Genomic DNA, 22,433 nt, shown 5'->3' with positions numbered 1-22,433 from the left:
GCGATGATGCGCTCGATCGCCTCGCCCCGTATCGCAGTTCTCGACATTGGCAAGACCAATCTCAAACTGCTAGTGGCGAGCGAGGACGGCTGGCCGCTCGAAACACATGCGCTTCCAAATGTGCCGATGACTCAGGGCTCGTACCTCGCCTATGACCTTGCCGGGTTAGAAGAGTGGTTTCTCGATACCCTTGCCGTCGTGTCTCAACGCCATGCCATTGGAGCTGTGATCGTGGCTGCGCATGGATGCGGTGCGGTTCTCGTCGACGGTGATACGCCAGTGCTGCCGATGATGGACTATGATGCCGTCTCTCCACCGGCAATCGATGAAGCATATGCGCGAATCGCGCCCGGTTGCGATGAAGTGTTTTGCGGAATCGGAGGGGCGATGCGGCTAGGAAAACAGCTGCTGTGGCAGGAAAGCGCGTATCCCCTCGAATTCGCCCGCGCAAAAACCTATCTGACCACCGCGCAGTTTTTTGCCTTGCGGCTTGGCGGACGTGCGGCCAGTGAAATCTCACAGCTCGCGGCTCAGAGCCATATCTGGGACCTCATCCACCAGCAGCCTTCTTCTCTTATGCGCAAGCGCGGCTGGACACATCTGCTGCCCGAATGCGTACCCGCCGGCGAGGTGCTAGGGACAGTTTCGGAATCCGTAGCCAGGCGCTCCGGCCTGGCGCAATCGACCGAGATCCTCTGTGGCGTCCATGATTCCAACGCCAACCTGTTCCGCTACAAGGCCGCCGGCATGGCCGATGCCACGATCCTATCGACCGGTACCTGGATGATCGGCTTTCAGCGCGGCCTCCCCCTGGACAAACTCGATTGCACGCGCGCGATGGTTCTCAATATCGATGTCGATGGCGAGAATGCACCTTCGACATTGATCGCGACCGGCCGCGAATACGACCTGATCCGCGGGAACAATTGTGCTTCCGATGCAGCCGTCCTTGCCGCATTGCCCACCCTGCTGTCGAGGGGAACCCTGGCGCTCCCCTCATTCGTCGGCGATGATGGACTGTTTCCGGGCGCGGCTCGCCGCGGACGGGTCATCGGACCGCCCCCCGAAACGCCTACCGAATGGCAGGCATTAGCGGTGCTCTACGCAGCATTCAGCGCAAACCGCTGTCTTGATGCGCTCGAGAGCTCACAACGCATAGTCATCGATGGTGGCTTTGCCGCAAACCTGCCCTTCGCCCGTTGCCTTGCGACTTTGCGATCCTCGCAGAGCGTCTGGGTGAGTCGGTCTCCGGACGGAACGGCGCTTGGCGCTGCGCTGCTGTGGCGGCGGTTCTCGCGTACGCTGCCGGTTTCGAGCGTGATCCTTGAAGCCGTCACATCACTCAGCAACGATGGGTTCGAACCGCGCGACCTTTCCGCCGCCTACCAGTCCTGGATCGCTTTCTCGGAGCCGTCTTCATGACAGACCATAATCATGCCGATCTCCGCCAAGGCATTGTCGATACCTGCAGGGAGATGAATCGAAACGGCCTCAATCAGGGCACATCCGGCAATCTTTCGCACCGGATTCCAAACGGCATGCTGATCACGCCTACCAGTCTGCCCTATGATCGGATGCAGCCAGACGACATTGTCGCGATGGATTTTGCCGCGAACTACCAGGGCAACCATCGGCCTTCATCCGAATGGCGCTTTCATCGCGATATTCTGCGAGCACGCGAAGACGTCAACGTCGTGCTGCATACGCATTCCACCTTCAGCACGATTCTCGCCGTTCATGAGCGTGGCATTCCCTGCTTCCACTATATGGTTGCAGTTGCGGGTGGCAACGATGTGCGCTGTACGCCATATGCTTGTTTCGGCACTCAGGCACTATCGGACTACGCCCTCAAGGCCCTCGAAGATCGCAACGCTTGCCTCCTTGGCCATCATGGCTTGATCGTAACGGCCCAAACGTTCGAAAAGGCGCTTTGGCTCGCCGTGGAGGTGGAGACGCTGGCGAAGATGTATGTCCATGCGTTGGCTATCGGCGAGCCGCCGCGCCTCAGCGACGCTGAAATGGCGCAGGTACATGAGCAGATGAAACGCATGGGATACGGCCAGGCGCCTGATCTTGACGATGTCGGCGATGTTCCGCGCGCCCTCCCTGAGTCGAAACGGACGGCACATTGATGGTGGATTTCGCGGACAGCTGCCACCAAGTTCGCTCGGCACCGGCCCACGCAGAACGAAGGCCGAGGCCGGATGTGCGGGTTTGACCGTCACAGCCCTTGGGCAGAAGACGTGCGCGAACAATCAGGCTTGCCCGCTTCACCGCTCAACAGTTCAACGACTTAGCTTGTCGATCGGCTCCGCGCAATTGCGGCAGGATACGCCGCCCTCACCGGGAGAAGAACCTCGTCATCGACGCAGACCTGATCCCGGGCGCCGATGGCGCGTCGCCTTTTTCGCGCGTGCGGGGCAGACAAACAATCACCTGCATGGAGTGAAACTATCAAAGTTTAATGCGCTCTGTCGTTCTCATCGATCAGATTGGGGACGGGTTCTGAGTTATTAGGCGACCAATGCAGGCAGGATTTGCGTTCTCCAAGCTCGCCGACCGGTTGGCGAGCCTCACTCCCGTAACGGCTGACGATCTCCACCTGCTCGCGGACATGGCAAGCACAATCGCGCATCTCAGTTCGCGTCAGGCCGTTTTGCGGCATGGCGATGATACCACCCAGTGCTGCCTGCTGCTTCAGGGATATCTGTCCTGGCAGGATGCAGAGAGTACGGACGGGCAGATCACGTCAATCCATGTTCCCGGTGACATCGCCGATCTACACACGCTTTATCGTCCTCGCGTTGACGGCAACCTGATCGCGCTCGGGCCTGCCATCGTCGCTCTCGTGCCACACCGCTTCTTTCACGATTTGTCCGCGCGTTCGCCTGCGATGTCTCGCGCATTGCTGCTGATGCTGCTCACCAGCCACGCCATTCAGCGCAACTGGACGGTGAACCTGGGTAGTCGTGATGCATTGACGCGAGTGGCGCATCTGCTGTGCGAGATCACTACCCGCCTGCAAAGCGTCGGCTTGGCGAGAGATCTCAGGTTGCCATCACCCTTTACCCAATCGGACCTTGCGGCAGCGTGCAGCATTTCCCCAGTGCACGCCAACCGCACAATTCAGGAACTGCGACGATGCAACCTCCTGCAATGGCAGGGTAAGACGGTAACGATCACGGACTGGCCGGGACTCGTGCGGCTCGCAAGATTCGATCCGACTTATCTGGGGATTCCGTCCAGCCGCGACGATGCGTCGTCCTCGCGTCTCAGGCCACTTACGGCGGACCTTGCGCTCGCTTGAGCCCGTTTCGGACGACACCTTGACGGATTGCGGAGCGTGCAATCAGGGCCTGCCGCGCTTCTCCAATGACATCATCCCAATTATCTGGCGTCCTCTGATGAAACAGCCGCAGGCTCGGATACCAAAGGGAGTGGGACTCGGATGACGGCCAGCGCCAGTCGCAATCCGCATGCAACAAGACCCACGCATCACAGCCGAGTGCTCCCGCGAGATGGGCCACCATGGTATCGACGCAAATGAGCAGATCGAGCCGCTGGAGGAGATGACCGAGAACCGTAATGTCAGGCGTGCTGACGTCCCTCGCGCCGATCCCGGCCAGTTCGCGCGCTCGGGCCCCGCGTTGCAGCGAGCAGAGCGTCACGCCGGGAACGTCAAGTTGCCCCAACAGGGACGGCGGGATGGTCCTTCGTTTGTCCCAGTTGCCGACTTCCCAAACCAGACCGACGGCAAGCCTCCGCAGTCCAAGACCTGGAACTTCAAGACCTGGAACTTCAAGACCTGGAACTTCAAGACCCGGAACTTCAAGACCTGGAATTTCGATACCTCGAAGTTCAAGACCTCGCACTTGCGCAAGTGCTGGCGCGACCGCCGGCGGCAGCGATACGTAAGGTGCCCGCATCTCGACGTGCCCCCGCCCCGCCCTTATGGCATGCGGCACCTCCATGATTTCGACATCGACTTCGAAGTCGACCTCAGGCGTACCATCATGGAGCGCAAAGGCCCGATCGACGCCAACCGTTCGCTCGACCAGCGGCAGAAGCTCGCCCTGGCACCAGACCGTGACCCGGCGCGCGACGTCACGAAGCGGCCGCATGAAGCGCAGGAACTGGATGGTGTCGCCGAGCCCGTGGTAGCAGCGGACCAGCACATCCTTGCCCGTCAGCTCCTCGCCGCGCCAGATACGCTGCAGGTGCCGAGGCCCGGTGTGCTTGGGTGGATACGCAAGCATCGCCAGATCGCGGTCGCTGATCGCCCAGGCGCGTTCGAAGTCGCCTGCCCGCATCGCTTCCGTCCAACTAACCGACACTCGCGGTGATCCGATCAACGCCGCACGAATTTGTGAAAACGGCTCATCTTGCCGTCCTTGGTGCGGTCCTGGTGAAGGAACGCGATGCCGGTCTCGTCGAACTTCGCGAAGAATTCGTCCCAGCTGATCCGGTCGAGACCTTCATCGGGCGGATCGAAATCGATGCGCAGGATACCGGCGTGTCCGTCCTCCTCGGTAGCCTTGACCGTCGCGGGCTTTCCGCCGCGTTCCTCCGCCCATTTCCTGATCACGTCATGGCTGGTGGTCTGCTGGGCTTCGCTGGTTTGTGATTTGGTTGACATGTCACACCTCGACTGCTGACAAAGAGCGAGCGACGAATAGGTCGTCGCGTCAGACTGTTCGCCGTGAACGCCGGACGGAAGGATTTGTTCTTTCGTGGTGTCGGGCTCTCTCAGAGCATCATCTTCTTCATCTTCATCATGGAAGCTTTTAGTTCCCGCCAAACTGCTCGGGATTCTATCCCAGGTTAAGGGCGCGAAATTTTTTTGGCCGGAATCTGACGTAGTGCCGTGAGTTCAGGAACGAACATACGTTCCTCACGTTCGCCGACGTACTTACGTCAACACTGCAAGTCTTCAACACTGCAAGTCTTTAACACAGTACGTCTTCAACACTGCATGCGTTAACGCTGCACGTCTTCCGGAGGGCCTAGATCCATGCATTCTCGTCTTCAGGACAGGCGGCGCGTGCGCGTCGGCATCGTCGGTGTCGGCAATTGCGCGAGCTCCTTCGTTCAGGGGCTCTCCTATTACCGGGACGCCAAATCGAATGAGCCGGTGCCTGGGCTGATGAACGCCGATCTCGGCGGCTACCACATCAGCGACATTCAGGTCGCGTCGGCCTTCGACGTCCATGCCGACAAGGTCGGACGCGACGTGGCCGAGGCGATCTTCGCAGCGCCGAACAACACGCACCGCTTCTCCGACGTCGCGCCCACCGGCGTCATGGTCCAACGTGGCCCTGTCATGGACGGCGTCGGCCAATATCTCAAGGACGACGTTCCGATTGCGGATGTTCCGGAAGCCGACGTCTCCGAGGTGCTCGCGACGTCGCGCACGGACGTGCTTGTGTCCTATCTTCCCGTCGGTTCGCAGCGCGCGAGCGAATTTTACGCCGCGCGCGCGATCGAGGCCGGCTGCGGCTACGTCAATTGCATCCCGGTCTTCATTGCCTCGAATCCCGACTGGCGGCGGCGATTCGAGGATGCAGGCCTGCCGATCGTCGGCGACGACATCAAGAGCCAGGTCGGCGCCACCATTCTGCACCGTGTGCTCGCCAATCTCTTCCGCGAACGCGGCGTGCGGCTGGACAGAACCTACCAGCTCAACGTCGGCGGCAACACAGATTTCAAGAACATGCTCGAGCGCGAGCGGCTGACGTCAAAGAAGATCTCCAAAACCCAGGCCGTGACCAGCCAGTTCGACGTGCCCATGGATGCCGACAATATCCATGTCGGCCCGAGCGACCATGTGCCGTGGCTGACCGACCGCAAGCTGGCCTTCATCCGCCTGGAGGGCACGACGTTCGGCGGTGTTCCCTTGAGCGCGGAGGTCAAGCTCGAAGTCTGGGACTCCCCGAACTCGGCGGGCGTCGTGATCGACGCGGTCCGCTGCGCCAAGCTCGCCATGGACCGCGGGCAGGCCGGCGCGCTGACGGGCCCCTCGAGCTATTTCATGAAGTCGCCGCCTCAGCAGTTCACGGACGAGGAGGCCGGACGGCGAACGCGCGCTTTCATCGCCGACAAGGCATACGCCTGATGGCGGAGATCATTCATCTGATCCGCCATGGGCATCATGCCCTGCTCGGCCGCACGCTCTGTGGCCGGATGAAGGGCGTAGAGCTCGATGATCTCGGCTGCGAGGAAATCGCGCGATGCGCCGATACCTTCACGCCGCCGCCGAGCATGGTCCAGTCGAGCCCGCAGCGGCGCTGCATGCAGTCGGCCTGCATCCTGGCGGCGCGCTTCGGCTTGCCAGTCGAGATCGTGCCGGCACTCGACGAGCTCGACTACGGCGAATGGACCGGACTGTCATTCGAGGCGCTCGCCGGGGACCCTCGATGGTCGCGCTGGAACGAACAACGCGGAACGAACCGCCCGCCAGGCGGCGAAAGCATGCGGTCGCTCCAGAAGCGCGTCGTCGCCCATCTGGAACAGGTGCGCAATGATCATGGCAGCGGCACCGTCGTCGTCGCCGTCAGCCATGCCGAACCGATCCGCGCGGCGCTGCTGCACTATTCCCGGAAACAGATCGACGACTTCCTCTCGATCGAGATCGACCCCGGCAGCGTCAGCACCCTCAGCGTGGACAATCGCGGACTCAAGATCACCGGGATCAATCAACGGGTGCCAGCGTGAAGATCGTCATTTTCGGCCTGACAATTTCCTCGTCCTGGGGCAACGGTCACGCCACCTTGTGGCGAGGGCTTTGCAAGCATCTCGCGCGAGCCGGCCACAGCGTCGTCTTTTTCGAGCGCGACGTGCCCTACTACGCCGGCGCGCGGGATTTGCACGAACTGCCCGGCGGCCAATTGCGACTGTTCCCGAACTGGGACGATGTGCTTCCTTTGGCGCGCAGCGACATTCGTGATGCCGATGTCGCGATCGTGACCTCCTATTGTCCCGACGCGATCACCGCGACGGAGCTCGTCCTGTCCGAGGGTCGGGCGGTGCCCGTGTTCTACGATCTCGATACGCCGGTCACGCTGGCGAAGCTGATGGCTGGCGAGACCGTTCCCTACATCGGGCCGTGCGGCCTGCGGGATTTCGCCCTGGTCCTGAGCTTCACCGGCGGTCCACGCATCTGCAACGAATTTCGCGACAGGCTTGGCGCTGGCAATGTCCGTCCGCTCTACGGCCATGTCGATACGGACATTCATCGGCCGGTGCCGTCGCAGCCGCATTACCGTGCGGATCTGTCTTATCTCGGCACATATTCGCAGGATCGCCAGCGCGCTCTCGAGGCTCTCTTCGTCGAACCCGCACGTAGCAGGCAGGATCGGCGCTTCCTGATCGGGGGTGCACAATACCCGGAAGATTTTCCCTGGTCGCCAAACATTTACTTCGTGCAGCACTTGCCGCCGTCTGAGCACGCGTCGTTCTTTGCGTCGTCCCGGCTGACACTCAACGTCACGCGCCAGGCCATGGCGGAGATGGGCTGGTGCCCCTCCGGCCGCCTGTTCGAAGCCGCTGCCTGCAAGACCCCGCTGCTCAGCGACGACTGGCCGGGACTCGATGAATTCTTTGTACCCGGGCAGGAGATCCTGATCGCACGCGATGCGAAGGACACGCTCGCCGCGTTGACGATGACCGACGCCGAGCTTCAGCACATCGCCGGGCGCGCATATGAACGGACCATGGATCAGCACACATCCGACAAGCGCGCAGCCGAACTGATTTGGCTGTTCGAGCAGACGGCATCCCTTGGCGCGCGCCGACAGCAACCCGAGGAGGCCTGATCATGTGGGGCATCGTTCCGGCCGCGGGCCGCGGCAGCCGCATCCAGCCGCTTGCCTTCTCCAAGGAGTTGCTTCCGGTCGGAAGCCAACGGGACGACGGCATCGACCGTCCGTGCGCGGTCTCCGAATATCTGCTGGAGCGGCTGATCCTTGGGGGCGCCGACAAGATCTGCTTCGTGATCTCCCCCGGAAAATCGGACATCCTCGAATATTTCGGCGATCATTACGGCAGCGCCCAGCTCGCCTATGTCGTGCAGCCCGATGCGTCGGGGCTGTGCGATGCCGTGTTCAGGGCGGGCACGGTGGTTGGCCACGACGAAGACATCCTGGTCGGACTTCCGGATACCGTCTGGTTCCCAAAGGCGGCCCTGCAGGCATTGCCGGCCGCTGACCTGTCGTTTCTGCTGTTTCCGGTTGAACACCCCGAGTTCTTCGATGCTGTCGTGCTCGACGGCGATCGCGTCACGGAAATCCAGGTCAAGCAGCCGGATGCGGCGTCGAAATGGATATGGGGTGCCTTCAAGATGTCCGGCAACGGATTTCGCGAACTCCAGTCGTTGTGGACAAAGCGCGAGCGCCGGGATGAATATTTCGGGACGCTCGTCAATGCCTACATCGCGGCCGGCGGCCAGGGTCTCGGCGTCAAGGCTGGCGAATCCTATGTCGACGTCGGCACCATCGACGGCTACCGGACAGCAATGGCGTTGCTCGCGGAAAGCTCTCCCGGGAACGGACGCTCTCGACTACTGGCCGGCGGTTCGCCGGAGGCAGCCCGCCCGGCCCCCGCAATGAACAATGGAGTGACCGCATGAGCAGTGGCGCCCTCTCCCGCGAGGAAATCCGCCAGCGCGTCGATGCGCTCGGGCCATGGTTTCACAATCTGGACCTCAACGGCGTGCCGACAGCGCCTTCACACTTTCTCGGCGACTATCCCAACGTGAAATGGCGCCGCTTTTCCGGGATCATTCCGGACCGCCTCGAAGGCAAGACCGTGCTCGACATCGGCTGCAATGCCGGTTTCTACGCTATGGAGATGAAGCGGCGCGGCGCCGAGCGCGTCCTCGGCCTGGACACCGACGACGAATATCTCGCGCAAGCCCGCTTCGCGGCTGAGGTGAACGGGCTCAGGATCGAATTCCGCAAGATGTCAGCCTATGATGTCGGACAGCTGCGCGAAAAATTCGATCTCGTGATCTTCATGGGCGTCCTCTACCACCTGCGGCACCCTCTGCTGGCGCTCGACCTGATCCACGAGCACGTGGCCGGCGATCTCCTGCTGTTCCAGTCGATGCAGCGCGGCGACAGCCGCGTGGATTCCCTCGACAAGAACTACGACTTCTGGACCACCGATCAGTTCGATTCCCCGGGCTATCCAAAGCTGCACTTCATCGAGAACAAATATGCCGACGACCCCACCAATTGGTGGGTGCCGAACCGCGCCTGCGCCGAAGCCATGCTGCGCAGCGCCGGCTTTGCGATCGCGGCGCATCCGGAAGAGGAAGTCTATCTCTGCAAGCGGGTGACAAGGCCGCAGGCGGAAGGTCCGGTTTATCCGTCGCGGGAGACCGGCCGATGATCGAAGCCGCCAAGATCTGGAACGAGCCCAACAACAAATCGCACTGGGACATCCTGATCGATCCGGATTGGACCATGTTCGCCAGCCTGGCGCTGGCTGCCGGAAAGGCGATCCGCAGCGCGCATCCCACACTCCCGCGTGTGCTTGGCGGCATGTCGCCGATCGATCCGTCCTTCATGCGCAACATGCAGGCGCGCGGCGTGCTCGATCATGTCGATGCCGTGGCCGTGCACGGCTTTCCGCTGGACTGGAACCTGTGGCAGATCGCGGAATGGCCCGCCAAGATCGAGGAGATCAAGGCGGTCACCTCGCTACCGGTCTGGGTGACGGAGGTGGGAGTCTCGTCCTTCGGTGCCGAGGAGGTGCAGGCCTGGGGACTGACGCGGACCGCTGAGCTATTGACTGGCCGGGCGCCGCGGATTCACTGGTACAGCCTGTACGATCTGCCTTCGAGCTGGGAGGCGACCACGCGGCACAAGGAAGCTGAAGGCTCCTCCTACTACCGGCATTTCCACATGGGGCTGCTGCGCGAGGACGGCACGCCGAAAGCTGCCGCGGACTTGTTCGGCCAATATGCACCTGCGATGGGCCTGTGCCAGTGGTTTCACTTCGAGGACCACCGCCTCGATGACGCCGTGCGCTGGATGCGCCGACTCGGCGTGCAGCATCTCAGGACCGGCCTGTCCTGGGCTGACAGCTTCCGTCCCAATGCGCTCGCCTGGTTCGATCGGCAGATGGACGCGCTGGCCGAGTTTCAGGTCACGGTGACCTTCTGCTTCACCCCGGAACATCGGGGTATCGAGCCTCATCACACCAGCCCGCCGCTCGACGTCAACGAGTTCGCGGATTTCTGCGCACAGATGGTCGAACGCTATTGCGCGAAAACCGGGCTCGCGCCGTCCGCAGCGTCTTCGCGCGCGGCCATCTCGGAGCCGACATGCGTGCCCTGATCCTGGTGATGGACTCCGTCGGCATCGGCGCCGCGCCCGATGCCATCAATTACGGCGACGAGGGTGCCGATACCGTCGGCCACATTGCTGACATGTGCATGGCCGGCAATGCCGACGGACCACGCCGGGAGGGGCCGCTTCGGCTTCCCAATCTGGTCGCGCTCGGCCTTGGCCAGGCTTGCCGTCTCGCCACCGGGCGCGTGCCGCCGGGGCTCGATGGCCGTCCTGAGCATGCGCGATTTGGCTGCGCGAGCGAGATCTCCAAAGGCAAGGACACGCCATCCGGCCATTGGGAGATCGCCGGCGTGCCGGTGCCGTTCGACTGGGGCTACTTTCCAAGAACCAAGCCGTGCTTTCCGCGCGACCTGGTGGAGCGCCTGTGCGAACAGGCTCGATTGCCCGGCATCCTCGGGAACTGTCATGCCTCCGGCACCGAGATCATCGCCGAATTCGGCGAGCGTCACATCAGAACGGGCGAACCGATCTGCTATACGTCGGCCGACAGCGTGTTTCAGGTCGCAGCGCACGAGGAGACGTTCGGACTCGAACGCCTCTATGAGATCTGCCGTATTGCGCGCCGACTGATCGATCCCCTCAACATCGGGCGCGTCATCGCACGTCCCTTCATCGGCGCGTCGGCAGGTGATTTCAAGCGAACAGCGCACAGGAAGGACTTTTCCGTTCCGCCGCCGGAGCGGACGATCCTCGATCTTGCCGAAAGCGCAGGCCGTGACATCGTCACGATCGGCAAGATCGACGACATCTTCGCCCATCGCGGCACCGGGAGGAACCTGCGCGGCGACGGCAACCAAGCGCTGTTCGATGCCACGCTCGATGGGCTCGCCTCTCTCGCAGAGGGCGGGATGTTGTTCGCAAACTTTATCGATTTCGACACGCTGTATGGCCATCGCCGAGATGTCGGGGGCTATGCAGCGGCACTCGAAACCTTCGATGCTCGCGTTCCGGATCTGCTGAACCGCCTGCGCGACGATGATCTCCTGATCATCACGGCCGATCATGGTTGCGACCCAACCTGGAGCGGTACCGATCATACGCGGGAACAAGTGCCGATTTTGGCGTGGAGCACGCGGTCAACTTCTCCGATCGGCAAGCGCGACGGATTTGCGGACATCGGCGCGACGGTCGCGAGGCATCTTGAGCTACCGACGCCGGTTCACGGCGTGTATTTTTAGCCCGCTGCACCGGACAGATTCACCTGGGTTATTGATCCAGGTTAGAGAAATATTCGTTTGTAGGTTTCGCAGGAACGAACATTCCTTGCATCGCTTCTTATTCCAAATGTGACTGGCGCGCCGGTCGCCCGACCAGAACAGCAGCGCGCTTTCATTCTCATCACGGATTGATCCCGCAGGATCGATCTCACGGCGGCACGGAGCGGTGAATGACGCGAGTATTGATCACTGGAGGTGCGGGATTCATCGGATCGCATGCAGCCGACGCGCTGCTGGCGGCCGGCTATGAAGTCCGCCTGCTCGACAACCTCTCGCCGCAGGTCCACGGAGGCAACCGCCAGCGTCCCGCGTATCTTGCCAAAGACGCGGAGCTCGTCGTCGGTGACGTCACCGACGCTCTCGCGGTCGATCATGCGTTGCGCGGCACCGACATGGTCCTGCATCTCGCATCAGCAGTCGGCGTCGGCCAGAGCATGTACGACATCGAACCCTACGTCAGAACCAACGAGCTCGGTACCGCCGTGCTGTTGCAGACACTGTCCAAGCGCCCGGTCGCGCGGCTCGTGGTGGCCTCGTCCATGAGCATCTACGGCGAGGGCCTTTACCGGAGCGCCGATCAGAGCGTGGTCGCCTGCGAGGAGCGGGCGGTCGAGCAGCTTCGCCGCGGCGATTGGGAGCTGCGCGATGCAGCCGGTAACCCGCTCGATCCTGTCCCTACGCCGGAGACAAAGCAGCCTTCGCTGAGCTCGATCTATGCGCTCAACAAATATGCGCAGGAGCGCATGTGCCTGATCACGGGCAAGGCTTATGGCATCCCGACCGTGGCGCTACGCTTCTTCAATGCGTTCGGGCCGCGTCAGGCCCTGTCCAATCCGTATACCGGCGTGCTGGCCATCTTTGCCGCCCGGCTGCTCAACGGCCGCCCTCCCCTCGTCTTCGAGGACGGCCGGCAGCGCCGCGATTTCGTCCATGTCCATGACGTTGCCCGCGCCTGCCGGTTGGCGCTGGAGGCGGAGCACGCGCAGGACGTCTTCAACGTCGGCTCCGGCCAGAGTCGCACCATTCTGTCGGTCGCGGAGGATCTGGCCGAAGTCATGGGGCGCCGCGACATTGCGCCCGAGCTGACGCGGAAATATCGCGCCGGAGATATCCGGCACTGCTTCGCCGACATGGGAAAATCCCGCGACGTGCTCGGCTTCGAGCCTCGCGTCGTATTCAGGGCCGGGCTCGAAGAGCTGGCGGAATATCTCGCCGACCAGATCGCTGACGATCAGGCCGAGCGAGCCACCAAGGAGCTGCAGCAACGAGGATTGGTCGCGTGATGAGTGAACGAGACAACAGACCCGTCCTGATCACCGGCGGCTGCGGGTTTATCGGCTGCAACCTCGCCGATCGCCTCGCGGAGCGTGGCGAGCCGGTGCTGATCCTGGACAACCTCGCCCGCGCCGGCGTGCGGGAGAATGCGCAGTGGCTGAAGTCTCGGCATGGCGACCGGGTCACAATCACCGTGGCCGATATTCGCGAGCCGATCCCGGTGATCGACGCCGTACGCGAAGCCCGCGCCGTGCTGCACTTGGCCGCCCAGGTCGCCGTCACCGACAGCGTGAGCGATCCGGCCGCCGATTTCGAGATCAACGCGCGGGGCACATTGAACGTGCTCGAAGCCGTGCGCCTCCACAACAACGCCGCGCCGATCGTGTTCGCCTCAACCAACAAGGTCTACGGACGCCTGATCGACGATGGCGACATCGCGCTCACCGGTCGCCGCTACACGCCGACAAGCGGCCTGCTGGCCGCCGGCATCTCGGAAAATGCGCCGCTCGACTTCTACAGCCCCTATGGATGCTCCAAGGGAACGGCGGATCAATACGTTCACGACTATGCGCGGGTCTACGGCCTCCAGACCGTGGTGATGCGGATGAGCTGCATCTATGGGCCCCGTCAATTCGGCACCGAGGATCAGGGCTGGATCGCGCATTTCCTGCTGAGCGCCATCCGCAGCAAGGAGCTGACGATCTATGGCGACGGCCATCAGGTCCGCGATGCGCTTCACGTCTCCGACGCGGCCTCGGCCTGGCTCGCCGTGCTCGATGGCATCGCGCTCGCCCGTGGAAGCGTCTTCAATCTCGGCGGCGGTCCGGCCAACGCAATCAGTCTGCTGGAATTGATCGACCGCATCACCGATCTGACCGGCCGCAAGGTGGCCTATCGCTTTGCTGATTGGAGGCCGGGGGATCAGCCCTGGTACGTCACCGACACGCGCGCGCTCTCCAGCGCGCTCGGCTGGGCGCCTCAGGTTTCGTTCGCAGACGGCCTCCGATCCCTTCACACCTGGCTGGACGGCCGGTTCGGATCGTCACAAGGCAACCGCGAGGCGCTGGCATGACGCGTGTTGCCCTCATCAATCCAAACTGGGATTTTGGCGGCAGCATCTATTTCGGCTGCCGATCCCCTCACCTTCCGCTCGAACTCGGGATCTCCGAGCATTACCTGAAGGCGGCCGGGCACAAGACGCTGCTGCTCGACGCCCACATGTTCGATCTTTCCCTCGCCGATATCGAAGCCGAGCTGCGCGCGTTCGGCCCCGACCAGATCGTCATCACGACGGCACCGACCTATCTGTTCTGGCGCTGTGCCCCTCCCGAGCTCCGCGTTCCGCAGGAGCTCGCGATGGCGGTGCGCGATTTGGCTCCGATCCTCATCGCGGTGGGCCCGCATGGCTCGACTGTGCCAAGGACCGCGCTTCGAAAGCTCGGCACCGACATCGTCGTGATGGGCGAGTGCGAGGCGTCCTTGCTGCGTCTCGCCAATGGCGAGCGGGACTTTCCGGGCCTGTGCTTCGCCGATGGCGCATCGCTACGCGTCAATGAGGGGCCGCAGGCGGTCGCGTTCAAGGATCAGCCGCCGCTTGACTGGCCGGAGGAGATGATCCGGCGGCACCATCATCACCATCATCGCTTCGAAGCCGAGCCGCAGGCGCCAGGCGCCGAAGTCGAATCATCCAGGGGATGTCCGTACAACTGCACGTTCTGCGCCAAGGAGAACTTCCGCAACGCCTACCGCAAGCGGCCTCCCTCCATTGTTCTCGAAGAGATCGACGGCCTGCGTCATCAGGGCATCGAGTATGTCTATTTCATCGACGAGATTTTCCTACCGAACGCGGAACTGCTGGAAGGGCTGACGACACGCGGGCTGAAGTTCGGGGTACAGACCCGCATCGACCTCTGGAGGCCGGATATGCTGGCGCTGCTCGGCCGCGCCGGCTGCGTCTCGATTGAAGCCGGCATCGAGAGCCTGACCGTCGAGGGCCGCGCCGCGCTCGCCAAGAACTGCAAGATGACGACCGACCAGCTGGCCGAACGCCTGGTCGAAGCGCGCCGTCACGTTCCTTTCGTGCAGGCCAATTTGATCGAAGTCCCCGAGGACGATGACCCCATCGTGCAGCGCTGGCGCCGCACCATGCAGGATGCCGGCATCTGGGCCAACGATCCGGTCCCGCTGTATCCCTATCCGGGCTCGCCGGATTATCGGAAGCTGTGGGGCGAGCCCGACGATTTCGCCTGGGAGCGCGCACACCGGCATTATCTTGCGATGTTCGACCAGTTCAGCGACGTGCAGAACGATCGCCCGGTCCCGCTCGAGACTCTCGAACTGCAGGTGGCATCATGAGCCGCAGCTCGCAGCTCAGGATCCTGATGACGACCGATACCGTCGGGGGCGTCTGGACCTACTCGTCCTCTCTTGCTTCGTCCCTTGCTGCGAAGGGCGCCGACGTCACCCTGGTGACGATGGGCCCCCGCGCGCAGGCCGGCCAGCTTGCAATGCTGCGTGGCTCGCGGGTCCGCCTGATCGAAACGGACCTTGCACTCGAATGGCAGGACCCGGAAGGACAAGATCTGTCCCAGGCCAGACACGTCCTTGCGAAGCTCGAAGTCGGAATCGGGCCCGACGTCGTTCACCTCAACAGTTTTCGCGAGGCGACCTTCGCCTGGCGCGCTCCTGTGGTGGTCGTCGCGCATTCCTGCGTCAACTCCTGGGGGCTCGCCTGCCGCGATACGGGCTGGCTCGGCGAACCGAAGTGGCGCCGCTACACCGAACGGGTGACGGCCGCACTCGACACGGCACAAGCCTGGGTTTGTCCCAGCCAGTCCTTCCACGATGACGTTGCGGAAATCTATCGGCCTCGCTCGCGCGGCAACGTGATCTGGAATGGAATTTCCCCTCAGGATCCCGCGGGACGGAAGCAAGACATGATCTTTGCGGCGGGCCGGCTCTGGGACCGCGCCAAGAACATCGAAGTCCTGGCGGCTGCAGCGCCTGGGCTGGACTGGCCCGTTCAGGTCGCCGGGCCGGCGGACGAGTGCCCTTCGGCTTCCGTCACCTGGCTCGGGCAGTTGTCTCACGAAGCCATGCGCGCGTACTTGCAGCACGCCGCCATCTTCGCCAGCCCTGCGCTCTATGAGCCGTTCGGCCTCTCCGTTCTGGAAGCCGCTGCGGCGGGATGCGCTCTCATCCTGTCCGACATTCCCACTTTCAGGGAATTGTGGAGCGAGGCCGCGCTGTTCGTCGATCCCACCGACAGCAAGGCGCTGCATCGAGCACTCGCAGGTCTGTGCACCGACGATCGCGAGCGGGTGCGGCTGCAACGTGCCGCCTTTGAGCATTCCCTGACCTACTCGCTGACCCGGACCACGAGCGCCTATCTCAGCCTCTACCAGGAGCTGCTTGCCGTCCATCACGCGCCCGCCCCCATGGAGGTACGCGCATGAAATGCGTTCTGTTCTACCACGCGTTCACCTCCTGCTGGAACAACGGCAATGCCCATTTCCTGCGTGGTTATGCCCGCGAACTTCACGCGCTCGGCCATGAGGTCGTCGTGTTCGAGCCGATCGACGGCTGGAGCCGATTGAATGCGATCCGCGAGGGTGGCAGTCAAACGATGGAGGATATTCCAACGCTATTTCCCGGCATCGGCCTCCGCCGCTACGATGCCTCCCTTAATCTCGATGAAGCCTTGCACGGCGCCGATCTCGTCGTCGTCCACGAATGGAATTCGCCTGATCTAATCGCAGACATCGGATCGAGACGGGCTCACGGCGCTCCGTTCACGCTGCTGTTCCACGACACCCATCATCGCGCCGTTAGCGCACCGGACGAACTTGCGCAGTTCGACCTCGACGGCTTCGACGGTGTGCTCGCCTTCGGCGAGGTCCTTCGTCAAATCTATCTGAAGCTCGGCTGGGCGGACCGGGCCTTCACCTGGCACGAGGCGGCCGACATCGCCCTGTACCATCCGCTGCCGCATGTCGAGCGCACCGACGATGTCGTCTGGATCGGAAATTGGGGCGACGGCGAACGCAGCACCGAGCTCAACGAATTTCTGGTCGAACCCGTGGCCGAGCTGAAGCTGCGCGCGGGGGTCTATGGCGTCCGCTATTCGGACGGGGCGCTCGACACCATTCAGGCGGCAGGCATTCGGTATGGCGGCTGGCTGCCCGCACACTGGGCTCCCATCGCTTTCGCCGGCGCACGCGCGACTGTCCACGTTCCCCGCGGCCCCTATGTCCGCTTGCTTCCGGGCATTCCAACCATTCGCGTCTTCGAGGCGATGGCCTGCGGCATTCCACTGGTCTCGGCCCCCTGGTCGGATGCGGAAGGCCTGTTCCCGGAAGGTGCCTATCTCGGCGCCTCCGACGGCACCGAAATGAAGCGGGCGCTTCGTGCGCTGCTCGATGACCGGGAGTTATGGTCCTCCACCGTGGAGACCGGACTCCGGACAATCAAGGAACGTCACACCTGCCGTCACCGGGCGGAGCAGCTTGTCGGCATCGTGCAGGACCTCCGGGTCACAGGCCACTCCAAAAAGCCCCTGCGATACATCGGAGCCTCCGCATGAAGATCTGCTTCTTCGGGTCCAGCCTCGTCTCATCCTACTGGAACGGTGCTGCCACCTATTACCGCGGCATGCTGAAGGAGATTGTGGCCCTCGGCCACGACGTCACATTCTTCGAGCCCGATGCCTTCGAGCGCCAGGCCCATCGCGACATCGACGATCCGGACTGGGCGAAGGTGGTGGTCTACGCCGCGACGCCCGACGGCTGGCGAAGCTCGCTTGAGGAAGCGGCCCGCTCGGCCGACATGCTGGTCAAGGCCAGCGGCGTCGGCGTCTTCGATCGGGAGCTGGAGAACGCGGTCGCTGAAATTCCGTCGAATGCGATGCGCATCTACTGGGACGTCGATGCCCCCGCGACGCTGGAATCGGTGGCGGACAATCCAGACCATCATCTGCGCCATGCGATCCGGTCCTACGACATGGTTTTGACCTATGGCGGCGGCGATGCTGTCGTATCCGCTTATCGCGGCATCGGCGCGCGAGACTGCGTGCCGATCTACAATGCGCTCGACCCCGCCACGCACTTTCCGGCGCCGCCCAATGCGCACTTCACCTGCGATCTGAGCTTGCTGGCAAACCGCCTCCCTGATCGCGAGCAGCGCGTCGAGCGGTTCTTTATCGATGTCGCCTGCCGATTGCCGGACAAGACATTCGTGCTCGGTGGATCGGGGTGGGACTCGAAAGACACGCCAGCCAATCTGCACAAGGTCGGGCATGTCGGGACCGGCGACCACAACGCGTTTTTCGGCTCCGCTCTGGCTACGCTGAACGTCAATCGCGATAGCATGGCCCGCTACGGCTTCTCGCCGCCAACGCGCGTGTTCGAAGCCATCGGTGCCGGAGCCTGCCTGATCACCGACCAGTGGGACGGCATCGATCATTTTCTCGAACCAGATCGCGAGGTGCTGGTGGCCGCGAGCGGGACCGAGGTCGCAGAGCATCTTGCCGCACTGCGCCTCGACCGGGCTCAGGCGATCGCAGCGCGCGCTCGTGCGCGCATTCTGAGCCATCACACCTACCGGCAGCGCGCGCGCCAGTTCAACGATCTCTTTGCCGCAAGCAGTTCGCGAATCGAGGCAGCAGAATGAACCTCACCATCGTCGTCGTCGGTCTTTCGGTTACTTCGTCCTGGGGCAACGGTCATGCCACGACCTACCGCGCCCTGATCGAAGCCCTGGCACGACGAGGTCACCACGTCACGTTTCTCGAACGCGACGTCCCCTGGTATCGCGAGCATCGTGATCTTGCCAAGCCTTCCGCTTGGACCGTCGAGCTTTATCAATCCTTGAAGGACATCCCGCAGCGTTTCGGCAAGATAATCCGCGATGCCGATCTGGTGGTCATTGGCTCCTACGTGCCCGACGGCATCGCGATCTCCGAATGGATCACGACCCACGCCCGGGGGATTACCGCCTTCTACGACATCGACACGCCGGTCACGCTTGCCAAGCTCGAGCAGGGCCTGGACTATCTTTCCGCGGCGATGATCCCGCGCTTCGACCTTTATTTGTCCTTTGCCGGCGGCCCGGTGCCCGGCATGATTGAGGAGAACTATGGCAGTCCGCTGGCGCGGGTGCTGTATTGCAGTGCCGACACCGACATCTACGCGCCACAACGCGTGGAGAAGAAGTGGGCATTAGGCTATCTCGGAACCTATAGCGAGGACCGGCAACCGGTTCTGGAGCAGTTGCTGCTCGCCCCCGCTCGCACTCTGTCACGCGAGCAATTCGTCGTCGCCGGCGCGCAATATCCCGATGAGGTGGTCTGGCCCGCCAATGTCGCCCGGATCGAGCACCTCACGCCGAGACATCATCCGGGCTTTTACGCAGAGCAACGCTTTACGCTAAACGCCACCCGCGCCGACATGCGCGCGCTCGGCTTCTCGCCCAGCGTTCGGCTGTTCGAAGCGGCCGCGTGCGGCACGCCCGTCATCTCGGACCGGTGGCCTGGAATCGAGACCGTCTTCGAGCCTTTCCGGGAAATCCTGCTCGCATCGAGCCCCCGCGACGTCGTGGAGATCCTGCGCGACATGCCCGAGGAGCGGAGGCGCACGATCGCGGAAAACGCACGGCGGCGCGTTCTGGCCGACCACACCTCCGACCATCGCGCCCGGCAAGTGGAGACCTACTACGCCGAGGCATCGGTCCGTCGCCGTCGGAAAGCCCCGCAACTTCCCGCCTCGCGTCCCATGCAGGTCGCTCAAATCTGAAAGGCACCACCATGACACTTCAGACCCGCATCAACGCGTCCCGCCGCTCCCCCACCGTTCTGGTGGCCGGCGGCGCCGGCTTCATCGGATCCCACCTCTGCGACTCGCTTCTGCAGCGCGGCCACACCGTGATCTGTCTCGACAACCTGTTTACGGGAAGGATCGACAACATCCGGCCGCTGCTCAATCATCCGAATTTTCGCTTCATCGAACATGACGTGCGCGATCCCGTCGAGATCGACGGCGACATCGACCGGATCTACAGCCTCGCCTGCCCGGCGTCGCCCCGTCACTATCAGAAGGATCCGGTCGGCACGATGAAGACGTGCGTGCTCGGCACCATCAACATGCTGGAGCTCGCGCAGCGGAAAGGCGCGCGGGTGCTGCAGGCATCAACCAGCGAGGTCTACGGCGATCCGGAGGTCCATCCCCAGCCGGAAACCTATCTCGGCAACGTCAATCCGATCGGGCCCCGGGCCTGCTACGACGAGGGCAAGCGGGCCGCGGAAACGCTGATGTTCGATTACCATCGCATGTACGGGGTCGAAATCAAGGTCGCGCGCATCTTCAACACGTACGGACCCCGGATGCTGGAGAATGACGGACGCGTGGTCTCCAACTTCATCGTGCAGGCACTTCGCGGAGAGCCGATCACGATCTATGGAGGTGGTACGCAGACCAGGAGCTTCTGCTTCGTCGACGATCTCGTGCACGGCCTCCAGCTGCTCATGGAGAGTTCGTCTTCGATTACCGGTCCGTGCAATCTGGGAAATCCCCACGAGGTCACCATCGAGGCCATTGCGCGCGACGTGCTGGCGTACACGGAATCAATTTCCCCGCTCCGGTTCGAGGAGTTGCCCAAGGACGATCCAAAGCGCCGCAAACCGGTGATCGACACAGCCGTTCGAGCGCTGGGATGGCGCCCGCGCGTGGCGCTCAAAGACGGTCTCAAGGCGACGATCGCCTATTTCGCCATGCGCATGGCCGGGGAAGCGCCGGCACTCGTTCCGGCCATTGCACCGCGCAGGAGCGGACGTACCGGGGCACGCGGCAAGCTGACGATCGCCGATCGGCAGTGATCAGCGGAACTCCTCGCGAGCCCTCAAGCCCGTGAAGCAGCCGCGCCGCGGACCGACTTGCAGAGGTTCTCGAGATGGTACTGGTATTCGGAGATCGCGCGGTTCGCCATCCGGATCCGATTTTCCTGGCCTTCCTGGACCATCATGGTGATGCGTTGGGCTAGAAATACGCACGCATCGAATTCATCGTGGATCGCTCCACTACGGGCGAGAAAGTCCCATGCGATCTCATAGGCCTGTTCGGCAGCAGGATTGCGGTAGTCGCTAAAGATGATGTGCGTCATGACAGCAAAACGCGGATGAGAGGGTTTCGGTCCTGCAAGCCCATATGATAGCGCAGGCAGCCTCGGCGGCCGATACATGCCCGTAGGAACGAACGATTCCTGCCCGTGTTGACCCCGCAGTTCCTACCGACGGCTTTTTGTTCATGGTCAAGGATCTATCGCGTGAAACGGAGAAGGACGGCACCCGGAAGCTGATGATGGCGGGATCGGGAGTGGCCGCGGTCCTGTTTGTGGGTTTCATCGTCTGGTTCGCCGTCCCGCAGATGTTCGGGGCAACGGACTATCTGGGCCGCCCCTCCACAGGAGCCGGCTGCCTCAACGATCAGCAGCGCGAACAGCTCCGCTCCATCCTCTCATCAGCGCATGACCCCGCGATGGATCGCCCGAATTTCGAGATGATGATCGGTACTTCCGTGCCGCGCCAGTACGCTGATCGCGTGCCGCCGCATCGACGGATTGTAGAGAGGACAGCTTATGCCGAAAGCAAAAGAACCTGAAAACGATCCGAGAGAAACCCCGGTCGACGATCCGCGACAGCAGACCGATTTGCCAACCCACCGGCAGACGGACCAGCCTTGGCAGGGGAATCCCGAGAAGGAGCAGATCGACCCAAAGCGTCCCCCGATTGATCTGGAGCGGTGGCAAAAATCGAATACCCACTAGCTGCGACGCACGTACCTCGTTCACGCGTCGAGCTCATGGATGGTGGGCCGCAGGTCGCCCTCATCCAGATCGAGCGTTGCCAGCGTGATCGGCAGCTTGAAGCGCCTCGGACCGGCGCTCCCGGGATTCAGGAAAAGCACTCCGTTGATCGTGTTGACCTGCACCCGATGCGAATGTCCTGCTATCACCACGTTCACACCGGTTGCCGCAGGGTCGATGGCCAGCGTCTTGAGATCGTGCAGAAGATAGAAGCAACGAGCGCCGAGGTGCACCGTTTCGGTTTCGGGATAGCGCCTCGCCCAGCTGCCGACGTCGACGTTTCCCCTGATGGCGGTGACGGGTGCTATTCGGCAAAGCCGCTCCAGAACCTCCGGCGCGCCGATATCACCGGCGTGGAGGATATGCGACACTCCCGCAAGACAGCGCTCGGCCTCCGGCCGGAGAAGGCCGTGCGTATCCGAGATCACTCCGATTCTCGTCAACATGTCAGGCCGGGATTTCAGTGCAGGACATCCATTGGCACTTTCCCGATCTCCTCACCCTCCTGGTTCGTGACCGGGATGGAAAAATGACGATTCCTGAGTTCGGGACGCTCCGCGAGGCTTTTTCTCGGACAACGCAGTCCCGCAAGCGGGGCTCCGACCGCTACGGGTCAGGAGTACAAAATCGCAGGAGATAGTAATTAGGGATGCAAAATCGTGAGCGACCCGAGACATAGGTGACAGTTCGTACCGGACACATGGGTTACACTTTCCGCTTTTGTTCTGCGGGAGGT

24 protein-coding genes are annotated in these 22,433 nt (G+C 62.6%); 20 read left to right on the top strand and 4 right to left on the bottom strand.

The features are described from left to right. Nucleotides 1-3 precede the first annotated feature (3 nt). The 3 genes from AC0L3A_RS32980 to AC0L3A_RS32970 all read left to right on the top strand — a co-directional run bounded on the left by AC0L3A_RS32980 (nucleotide 4) and on the right by AC0L3A_RS32970 (nucleotide 3,307). Nucleotides 4-1,422, top strand: coding sequence for a carbohydrate kinase (locus tag AC0L3A_RS32980; protein ID WP_473255907.1), 1,419 nt, complete (start codon nucleotides 4-6; stop codon nucleotides 1,420-1,422). After that, on the top strand, nucleotides 1,419-2,132 hold the full coding sequence (locus AC0L3A_RS32975) for a class II aldolase/adducin family protein (RefSeq protein WP_219681627.1): 714 nt from the start codon (nucleotides 1,419-1,421) through the stop codon (nucleotides 2,130-2,132). Before AC0L3A_RS32980 ends, AC0L3A_RS32975 begins: the two co-directional genes overlap by 4 nt. A 392-nt stretch (nucleotides 2,133-2,524) precedes the next feature. After that, the gene (locus AC0L3A_RS32970) at nucleotides 2,525-3,307 is read left to right on the top strand and encodes a Crp/Fnr family transcriptional regulator (RefSeq protein WP_473255906.1); all 783 of its coding nucleotides are present in this window, start codon (nucleotides 2,525-2,527) and stop codon (nucleotides 3,305-3,307) included. Here AC0L3A_RS32970 and AC0L3A_RS32965 read toward each other — a convergent pair. After that, the gene (locus tag AC0L3A_RS32965; RefSeq protein WP_473255905.1) at nucleotides 3,282-4,310 is read right to left on the bottom strand and encodes a hypothetical protein; all 1,029 of its coding nucleotides are present in this window, start codon (nucleotides 4,308-4,310) and stop codon (nucleotides 3,282-3,284) included. The genes AC0L3A_RS32970 and AC0L3A_RS32965 overlap by 26 nt on opposite strands. A 38-nt stretch (nucleotides 4,311-4,348) precedes the next feature. Continuing rightward, nucleotides 4,349-4,636: a hypothetical protein gene (locus tag AC0L3A_RS32960; RefSeq protein ID WP_007596131.1), complete on the bottom strand. Its 288-nt coding sequence runs from the start codon at nucleotides 4,634-4,636 to the stop codon at nucleotides 4,349-4,351. Nucleotides 4,637-5,011: 375 nt separating this feature from the next. Here AC0L3A_RS32960 and AC0L3A_RS32955 point away from each other — a divergent pair, with 375 nt between their 5' ends. The 15 genes from AC0L3A_RS32955 (at nucleotide 5,012) to AC0L3A_RS32885 (ending at nucleotide 20,711) form a co-directional block, all read left to right on the top strand. After that, nucleotides 5,012-6,112: an inositol-3-phosphate synthase gene (locus AC0L3A_RS32955; protein ID WP_473255904.1), complete on the top strand. Its 1,101-nt coding sequence runs from the start codon at nucleotides 5,012-5,014 to the stop codon at nucleotides 6,110-6,112. After that, nucleotides 6,112-6,711: a histidine phosphatase family protein gene (locus AC0L3A_RS32950; protein ID WP_473255903.1), complete on the top strand. Its 600-nt coding sequence runs from the start codon at nucleotides 6,112-6,114 to the stop codon at nucleotides 6,709-6,711. The genes AC0L3A_RS32955 and AC0L3A_RS32950 overlap by 1 nt, the downstream gene beginning before the upstream one ends. Beyond that, on the top strand, nucleotides 6,708-7,811 hold the full coding sequence (locus AC0L3A_RS32945; RefSeq protein WP_354127185.1) for a CgeB family protein: 1,104 nt from the start codon (nucleotides 6,708-6,710) through the stop codon (nucleotides 7,809-7,811). The genes AC0L3A_RS32950 and AC0L3A_RS32945 overlap by 4 nt, the downstream gene beginning before the upstream one ends. Before the next feature lie 2 nt (nucleotides 7,812-7,813). Beyond that, nucleotides 7,814-8,623: a nucleotidyltransferase family protein gene (locus AC0L3A_RS32940; protein ID WP_007596135.1), complete on the top strand. Its 810-nt coding sequence runs from the start codon at nucleotides 7,814-7,816 to the stop codon at nucleotides 8,621-8,623. Next, on the top strand, nucleotides 8,620-9,387 hold the full coding sequence (locus AC0L3A_RS32935; RefSeq protein WP_007596136.1) for a TIGR04290 family methyltransferase: 768 nt from the start codon (nucleotides 8,620-8,622) through the stop codon (nucleotides 9,385-9,387). The genes AC0L3A_RS32940 and AC0L3A_RS32935 overlap by 4 nt, the downstream gene beginning before the upstream one ends. Next, nucleotides 9,384-10,337: a glycoside hydrolase 5 family protein gene (locus AC0L3A_RS32930; protein WP_007596137.1), complete on the top strand. Its 954-nt coding sequence runs from the start codon at nucleotides 9,384-9,386 to the stop codon at nucleotides 10,335-10,337. Before AC0L3A_RS32935 ends, AC0L3A_RS32930 begins: the two co-directional genes overlap by 4 nt. Then, nucleotides 10,325-11,530: a phosphopentomutase gene (locus AC0L3A_RS32925; protein WP_007596138.1), complete on the top strand. Its 1,206-nt coding sequence runs from the start codon at nucleotides 10,325-10,327 to the stop codon at nucleotides 11,528-11,530. Before AC0L3A_RS32930 ends, AC0L3A_RS32925 begins: the two co-directional genes overlap by 13 nt. 209 nt (nucleotides 11,531-11,739) lie before the next feature. Beyond that, nucleotides 11,740-12,852, top strand: a complete 1,113-nt coding sequence (locus AC0L3A_RS32920) for an NAD-dependent epimerase/dehydratase family protein (RefSeq protein WP_007596139.1) — start codon at nucleotides 11,740-11,742, stop codon at nucleotides 12,850-12,852. After that, nucleotides 12,852-13,916 (top strand): GDP-mannose 4,6-dehydratase, encoded by a 1,065-nt coding sequence (locus tag AC0L3A_RS32915; protein WP_007596140.1) that lies wholly within the window; start codon nucleotides 12,852-12,854, stop codon nucleotides 13,914-13,916. Before AC0L3A_RS32920 ends, AC0L3A_RS32915 begins: the two co-directional genes overlap by 1 nt. Continuing rightward, nucleotides 13,913-15,199 (top strand): TIGR04295 family B12-binding domain-containing radical SAM protein, encoded by a 1,287-nt coding sequence (locus tag AC0L3A_RS32910; protein WP_007596141.1) that lies wholly within the window; start codon nucleotides 13,913-13,915, stop codon nucleotides 15,197-15,199. Before AC0L3A_RS32915 ends, AC0L3A_RS32910 begins: the two co-directional genes overlap by 4 nt. Next, complete coding sequence (locus AC0L3A_RS32905) at nucleotides 15,196-16,299, top strand: glycosyltransferase family 4 protein (protein ID WP_007596142.1); 1,104 nt, start codon at nucleotides 15,196-15,198, stop codon at nucleotides 16,297-16,299. The genes AC0L3A_RS32910 and AC0L3A_RS32905 overlap by 4 nt, the downstream gene beginning before the upstream one ends. Next, entirely contained in the window at nucleotides 16,296-17,426 is a 1,131-nt protein-coding gene (locus AC0L3A_RS32900) for a CgeB family protein (RefSeq protein WP_007596143.1), read from the top strand. Before AC0L3A_RS32905 ends, AC0L3A_RS32900 begins: the two co-directional genes overlap by 4 nt. Further along, complete coding sequence (locus tag AC0L3A_RS32895) at nucleotides 17,423-18,511, top strand: CgeB family protein (protein ID WP_007596144.1); 1,089 nt, start codon at nucleotides 17,423-17,425, stop codon at nucleotides 18,509-18,511. The genes AC0L3A_RS32900 and AC0L3A_RS32895 overlap by 4 nt, the downstream gene beginning before the upstream one ends. Beyond that, complete coding sequence (locus tag AC0L3A_RS32890) at nucleotides 18,508-19,632, top strand: CgeB family protein (protein ID WP_007596145.1); 1,125 nt, start codon at nucleotides 18,508-18,510, stop codon at nucleotides 19,630-19,632. Before AC0L3A_RS32895 ends, AC0L3A_RS32890 begins: the two co-directional genes overlap by 4 nt. A gap of 11 nt (nucleotides 19,633-19,643) precedes the next feature. After that, nucleotides 19,644-20,711 carry a UDP-glucuronic acid decarboxylase family protein gene (locus tag AC0L3A_RS32885; RefSeq protein WP_007596146.1) on the top strand — a complete coding sequence of 356 codons (1,068 nt, stop codon included), beginning with the start codon at nucleotides 19,644-19,646 and terminating at the stop codon, nucleotides 20,709-20,711. A gap of 23 nt (nucleotides 20,712-20,734) precedes the next feature. Here the strand turns inward: AC0L3A_RS32885 and AC0L3A_RS32880 are convergent, their stop codons facing one another. Continuing rightward, nucleotides 20,735-20,995: a hypothetical protein gene (locus AC0L3A_RS32880; RefSeq protein ID WP_007596147.1), complete on the bottom strand. Its 261-nt coding sequence runs from the start codon at nucleotides 20,993-20,995 to the stop codon at nucleotides 20,735-20,737. Nucleotides 20,996-21,138: 143 nt separating this feature from the next. Between AC0L3A_RS32880 and AC0L3A_RS32875 the strand changes: the two genes are divergently transcribed. Together AC0L3A_RS32875 and AC0L3A_RS32870 are read left to right on the top strand one after the other, a co-directional pair. Then, the gene (locus tag AC0L3A_RS32875; RefSeq protein ID WP_007596148.1) at nucleotides 21,139-21,492 is read left to right on the top strand and encodes a hypothetical protein; all 354 of its coding nucleotides are present in this window, start codon (nucleotides 21,139-21,141) and stop codon (nucleotides 21,490-21,492) included. Further along, on the top strand, nucleotides 21,470-21,658 hold the full coding sequence (locus AC0L3A_RS32870) for a hypothetical protein (protein ID WP_007596149.1): 189 nt from the start codon (nucleotides 21,470-21,472) through the stop codon (nucleotides 21,656-21,658). Before AC0L3A_RS32875 ends, AC0L3A_RS32870 begins: the two co-directional genes overlap by 23 nt. 20 nt (nucleotides 21,659-21,678) lie before the next feature. Here AC0L3A_RS32870 and AC0L3A_RS32865 read toward each other — a convergent pair whose 3' ends face one another. Next, nucleotides 21,679-22,143, bottom strand: a complete 465-nt coding sequence (locus AC0L3A_RS32865; protein WP_007596150.1) for a metallophosphoesterase family protein — start codon at nucleotides 22,141-22,143, stop codon at nucleotides 21,679-21,681. Nucleotides 22,144-22,433: the final 290 nt, after the last annotated feature.

The sequence above is a fragment of the Bradyrhizobium sp. MI1.3 genome (assembly GCF_055811695.1).
This window is presented reverse-complemented; position numbering and strand designations above follow the sequence as displayed.

Bases quoted from the DNA above. Each gene is read 5' to 3' on its own strand.
- AC0L3A_RS32955 (WP_473255904.1), top strand. From the start codon at position 5,012: ATGCATTCTCGTCTTCAGGACAGGCGGCGCGTGCGCGTCGGCATCGTC.
- AC0L3A_RS32950 (WP_473255903.1), top strand. From the start codon at position 6,112: ATGGCGGAGATCATTCATCTGATCCGCCATGGGCATCATGCCCTGCTC.
- AC0L3A_RS32960 (WP_007596131.1), bottom strand. From the start codon at position 4,636: ATGTCAACCAAATCACAAACCAGCGAAGCCCAGCAGACCACCAGCCAT.
- AC0L3A_RS32915 (WP_007596140.1), top strand. From the start codon at position 12,852: ATGAGTGAACGAGACAACAGACCCGTCCTGATCACCGGCGGCTGCGGG.
- AC0L3A_RS32910 (WP_007596141.1), top strand. From the start codon at position 13,913: ATGACGCGTGTTGCCCTCATCAATCCAAACTGGGATTTTGGCGGCAGC.
- AC0L3A_RS32925 (WP_007596138.1), top strand. From the start codon at position 10,325: ATGCGTGCCCTGATCCTGGTGATGGACTCCGTCGGCATCGGCGCCGCG.
- AC0L3A_RS32920 (WP_007596139.1), top strand. From the start codon at position 11,740: ATGACGCGAGTATTGATCACTGGAGGTGCGGGATTCATCGGATCGCAT.
- AC0L3A_RS32965 (WP_473255905.1), bottom strand. From the start codon at position 4,310: ATGCGGGCAGGCGACTTCGAACGCGCCTGGGCGATCAGCGACCGCGAT.
- AC0L3A_RS32875 (WP_007596148.1), top strand. From the start codon at position 21,139: ATGGTCAAGGATCTATCGCGTGAAACGGAGAAGGACGGCACCCGGAAG.
- AC0L3A_RS32880 (WP_007596147.1), bottom strand. From the start codon at position 20,995: ATGACGCACATCATCTTTAGCGACTACCGCAATCCTGCTGCCGAACAG.
- AC0L3A_RS32885 (WP_007596146.1), top strand. From the start codon at position 19,644: ATGACACTTCAGACCCGCATCAACGCGTCCCGCCGCTCCCCCACCGTT.
- AC0L3A_RS32865 (WP_007596150.1), bottom strand. From the start codon at position 22,143: ATGTTGACGAGAATCGGAGTGATCTCGGATACGCACGGCCTTCTCCGG.
- AC0L3A_RS32870 (WP_007596149.1), top strand. From the start codon at position 21,470: ATGCCGAAAGCAAAAGAACCTGAAAACGATCCGAGAGAAACCCCGGTC.
- AC0L3A_RS32935 (WP_007596136.1), top strand. From the start codon at position 8,620: ATGAGCAGTGGCGCCCTCTCCCGCGAGGAAATCCGCCAGCGCGTCGAT.
- AC0L3A_RS32930 (WP_007596137.1), top strand. From the start codon at position 9,384: ATGATCGAAGCCGCCAAGATCTGGAACGAGCCCAACAACAAATCGCAC.
- AC0L3A_RS32975 (WP_219681627.1), top strand. From the start codon at position 1,419: ATGACAGACCATAATCATGCCGATCTCCGCCAAGGCATTGTCGATACC.
- AC0L3A_RS32970 (WP_473255906.1), top strand. From the start codon at position 2,525: ATGCAGGCAGGATTTGCGTTCTCCAAGCTCGCCGACCGGTTGGCGAGC.
- AC0L3A_RS32980 (WP_473255907.1), top strand. From the start codon at position 4: ATGATGCGCTCGATCGCCTCGCCCCGTATCGCAGTTCTCGACATTGGC.
- AC0L3A_RS32895 (WP_007596144.1), top strand. From the start codon at position 17,423: ATGAAGATCTGCTTCTTCGGGTCCAGCCTCGTCTCATCCTACTGGAAC.
- AC0L3A_RS32940 (WP_007596135.1), top strand. From the start codon at position 7,814: ATGTGGGGCATCGTTCCGGCCGCGGGCCGCGGCAGCCGCATCCAGCCG.
- AC0L3A_RS32905 (WP_007596142.1), top strand. From the start codon at position 15,196: ATGAGCCGCAGCTCGCAGCTCAGGATCCTGATGACGACCGATACCGTC.
- AC0L3A_RS32900 (WP_007596143.1), top strand. From the start codon at position 16,296: ATGAAATGCGTTCTGTTCTACCACGCGTTCACCTCCTGCTGGAACAAC.
- AC0L3A_RS32890 (WP_007596145.1), top strand. From the start codon at position 18,508: ATGAACCTCACCATCGTCGTCGTCGGTCTTTCGGTTACTTCGTCCTGG.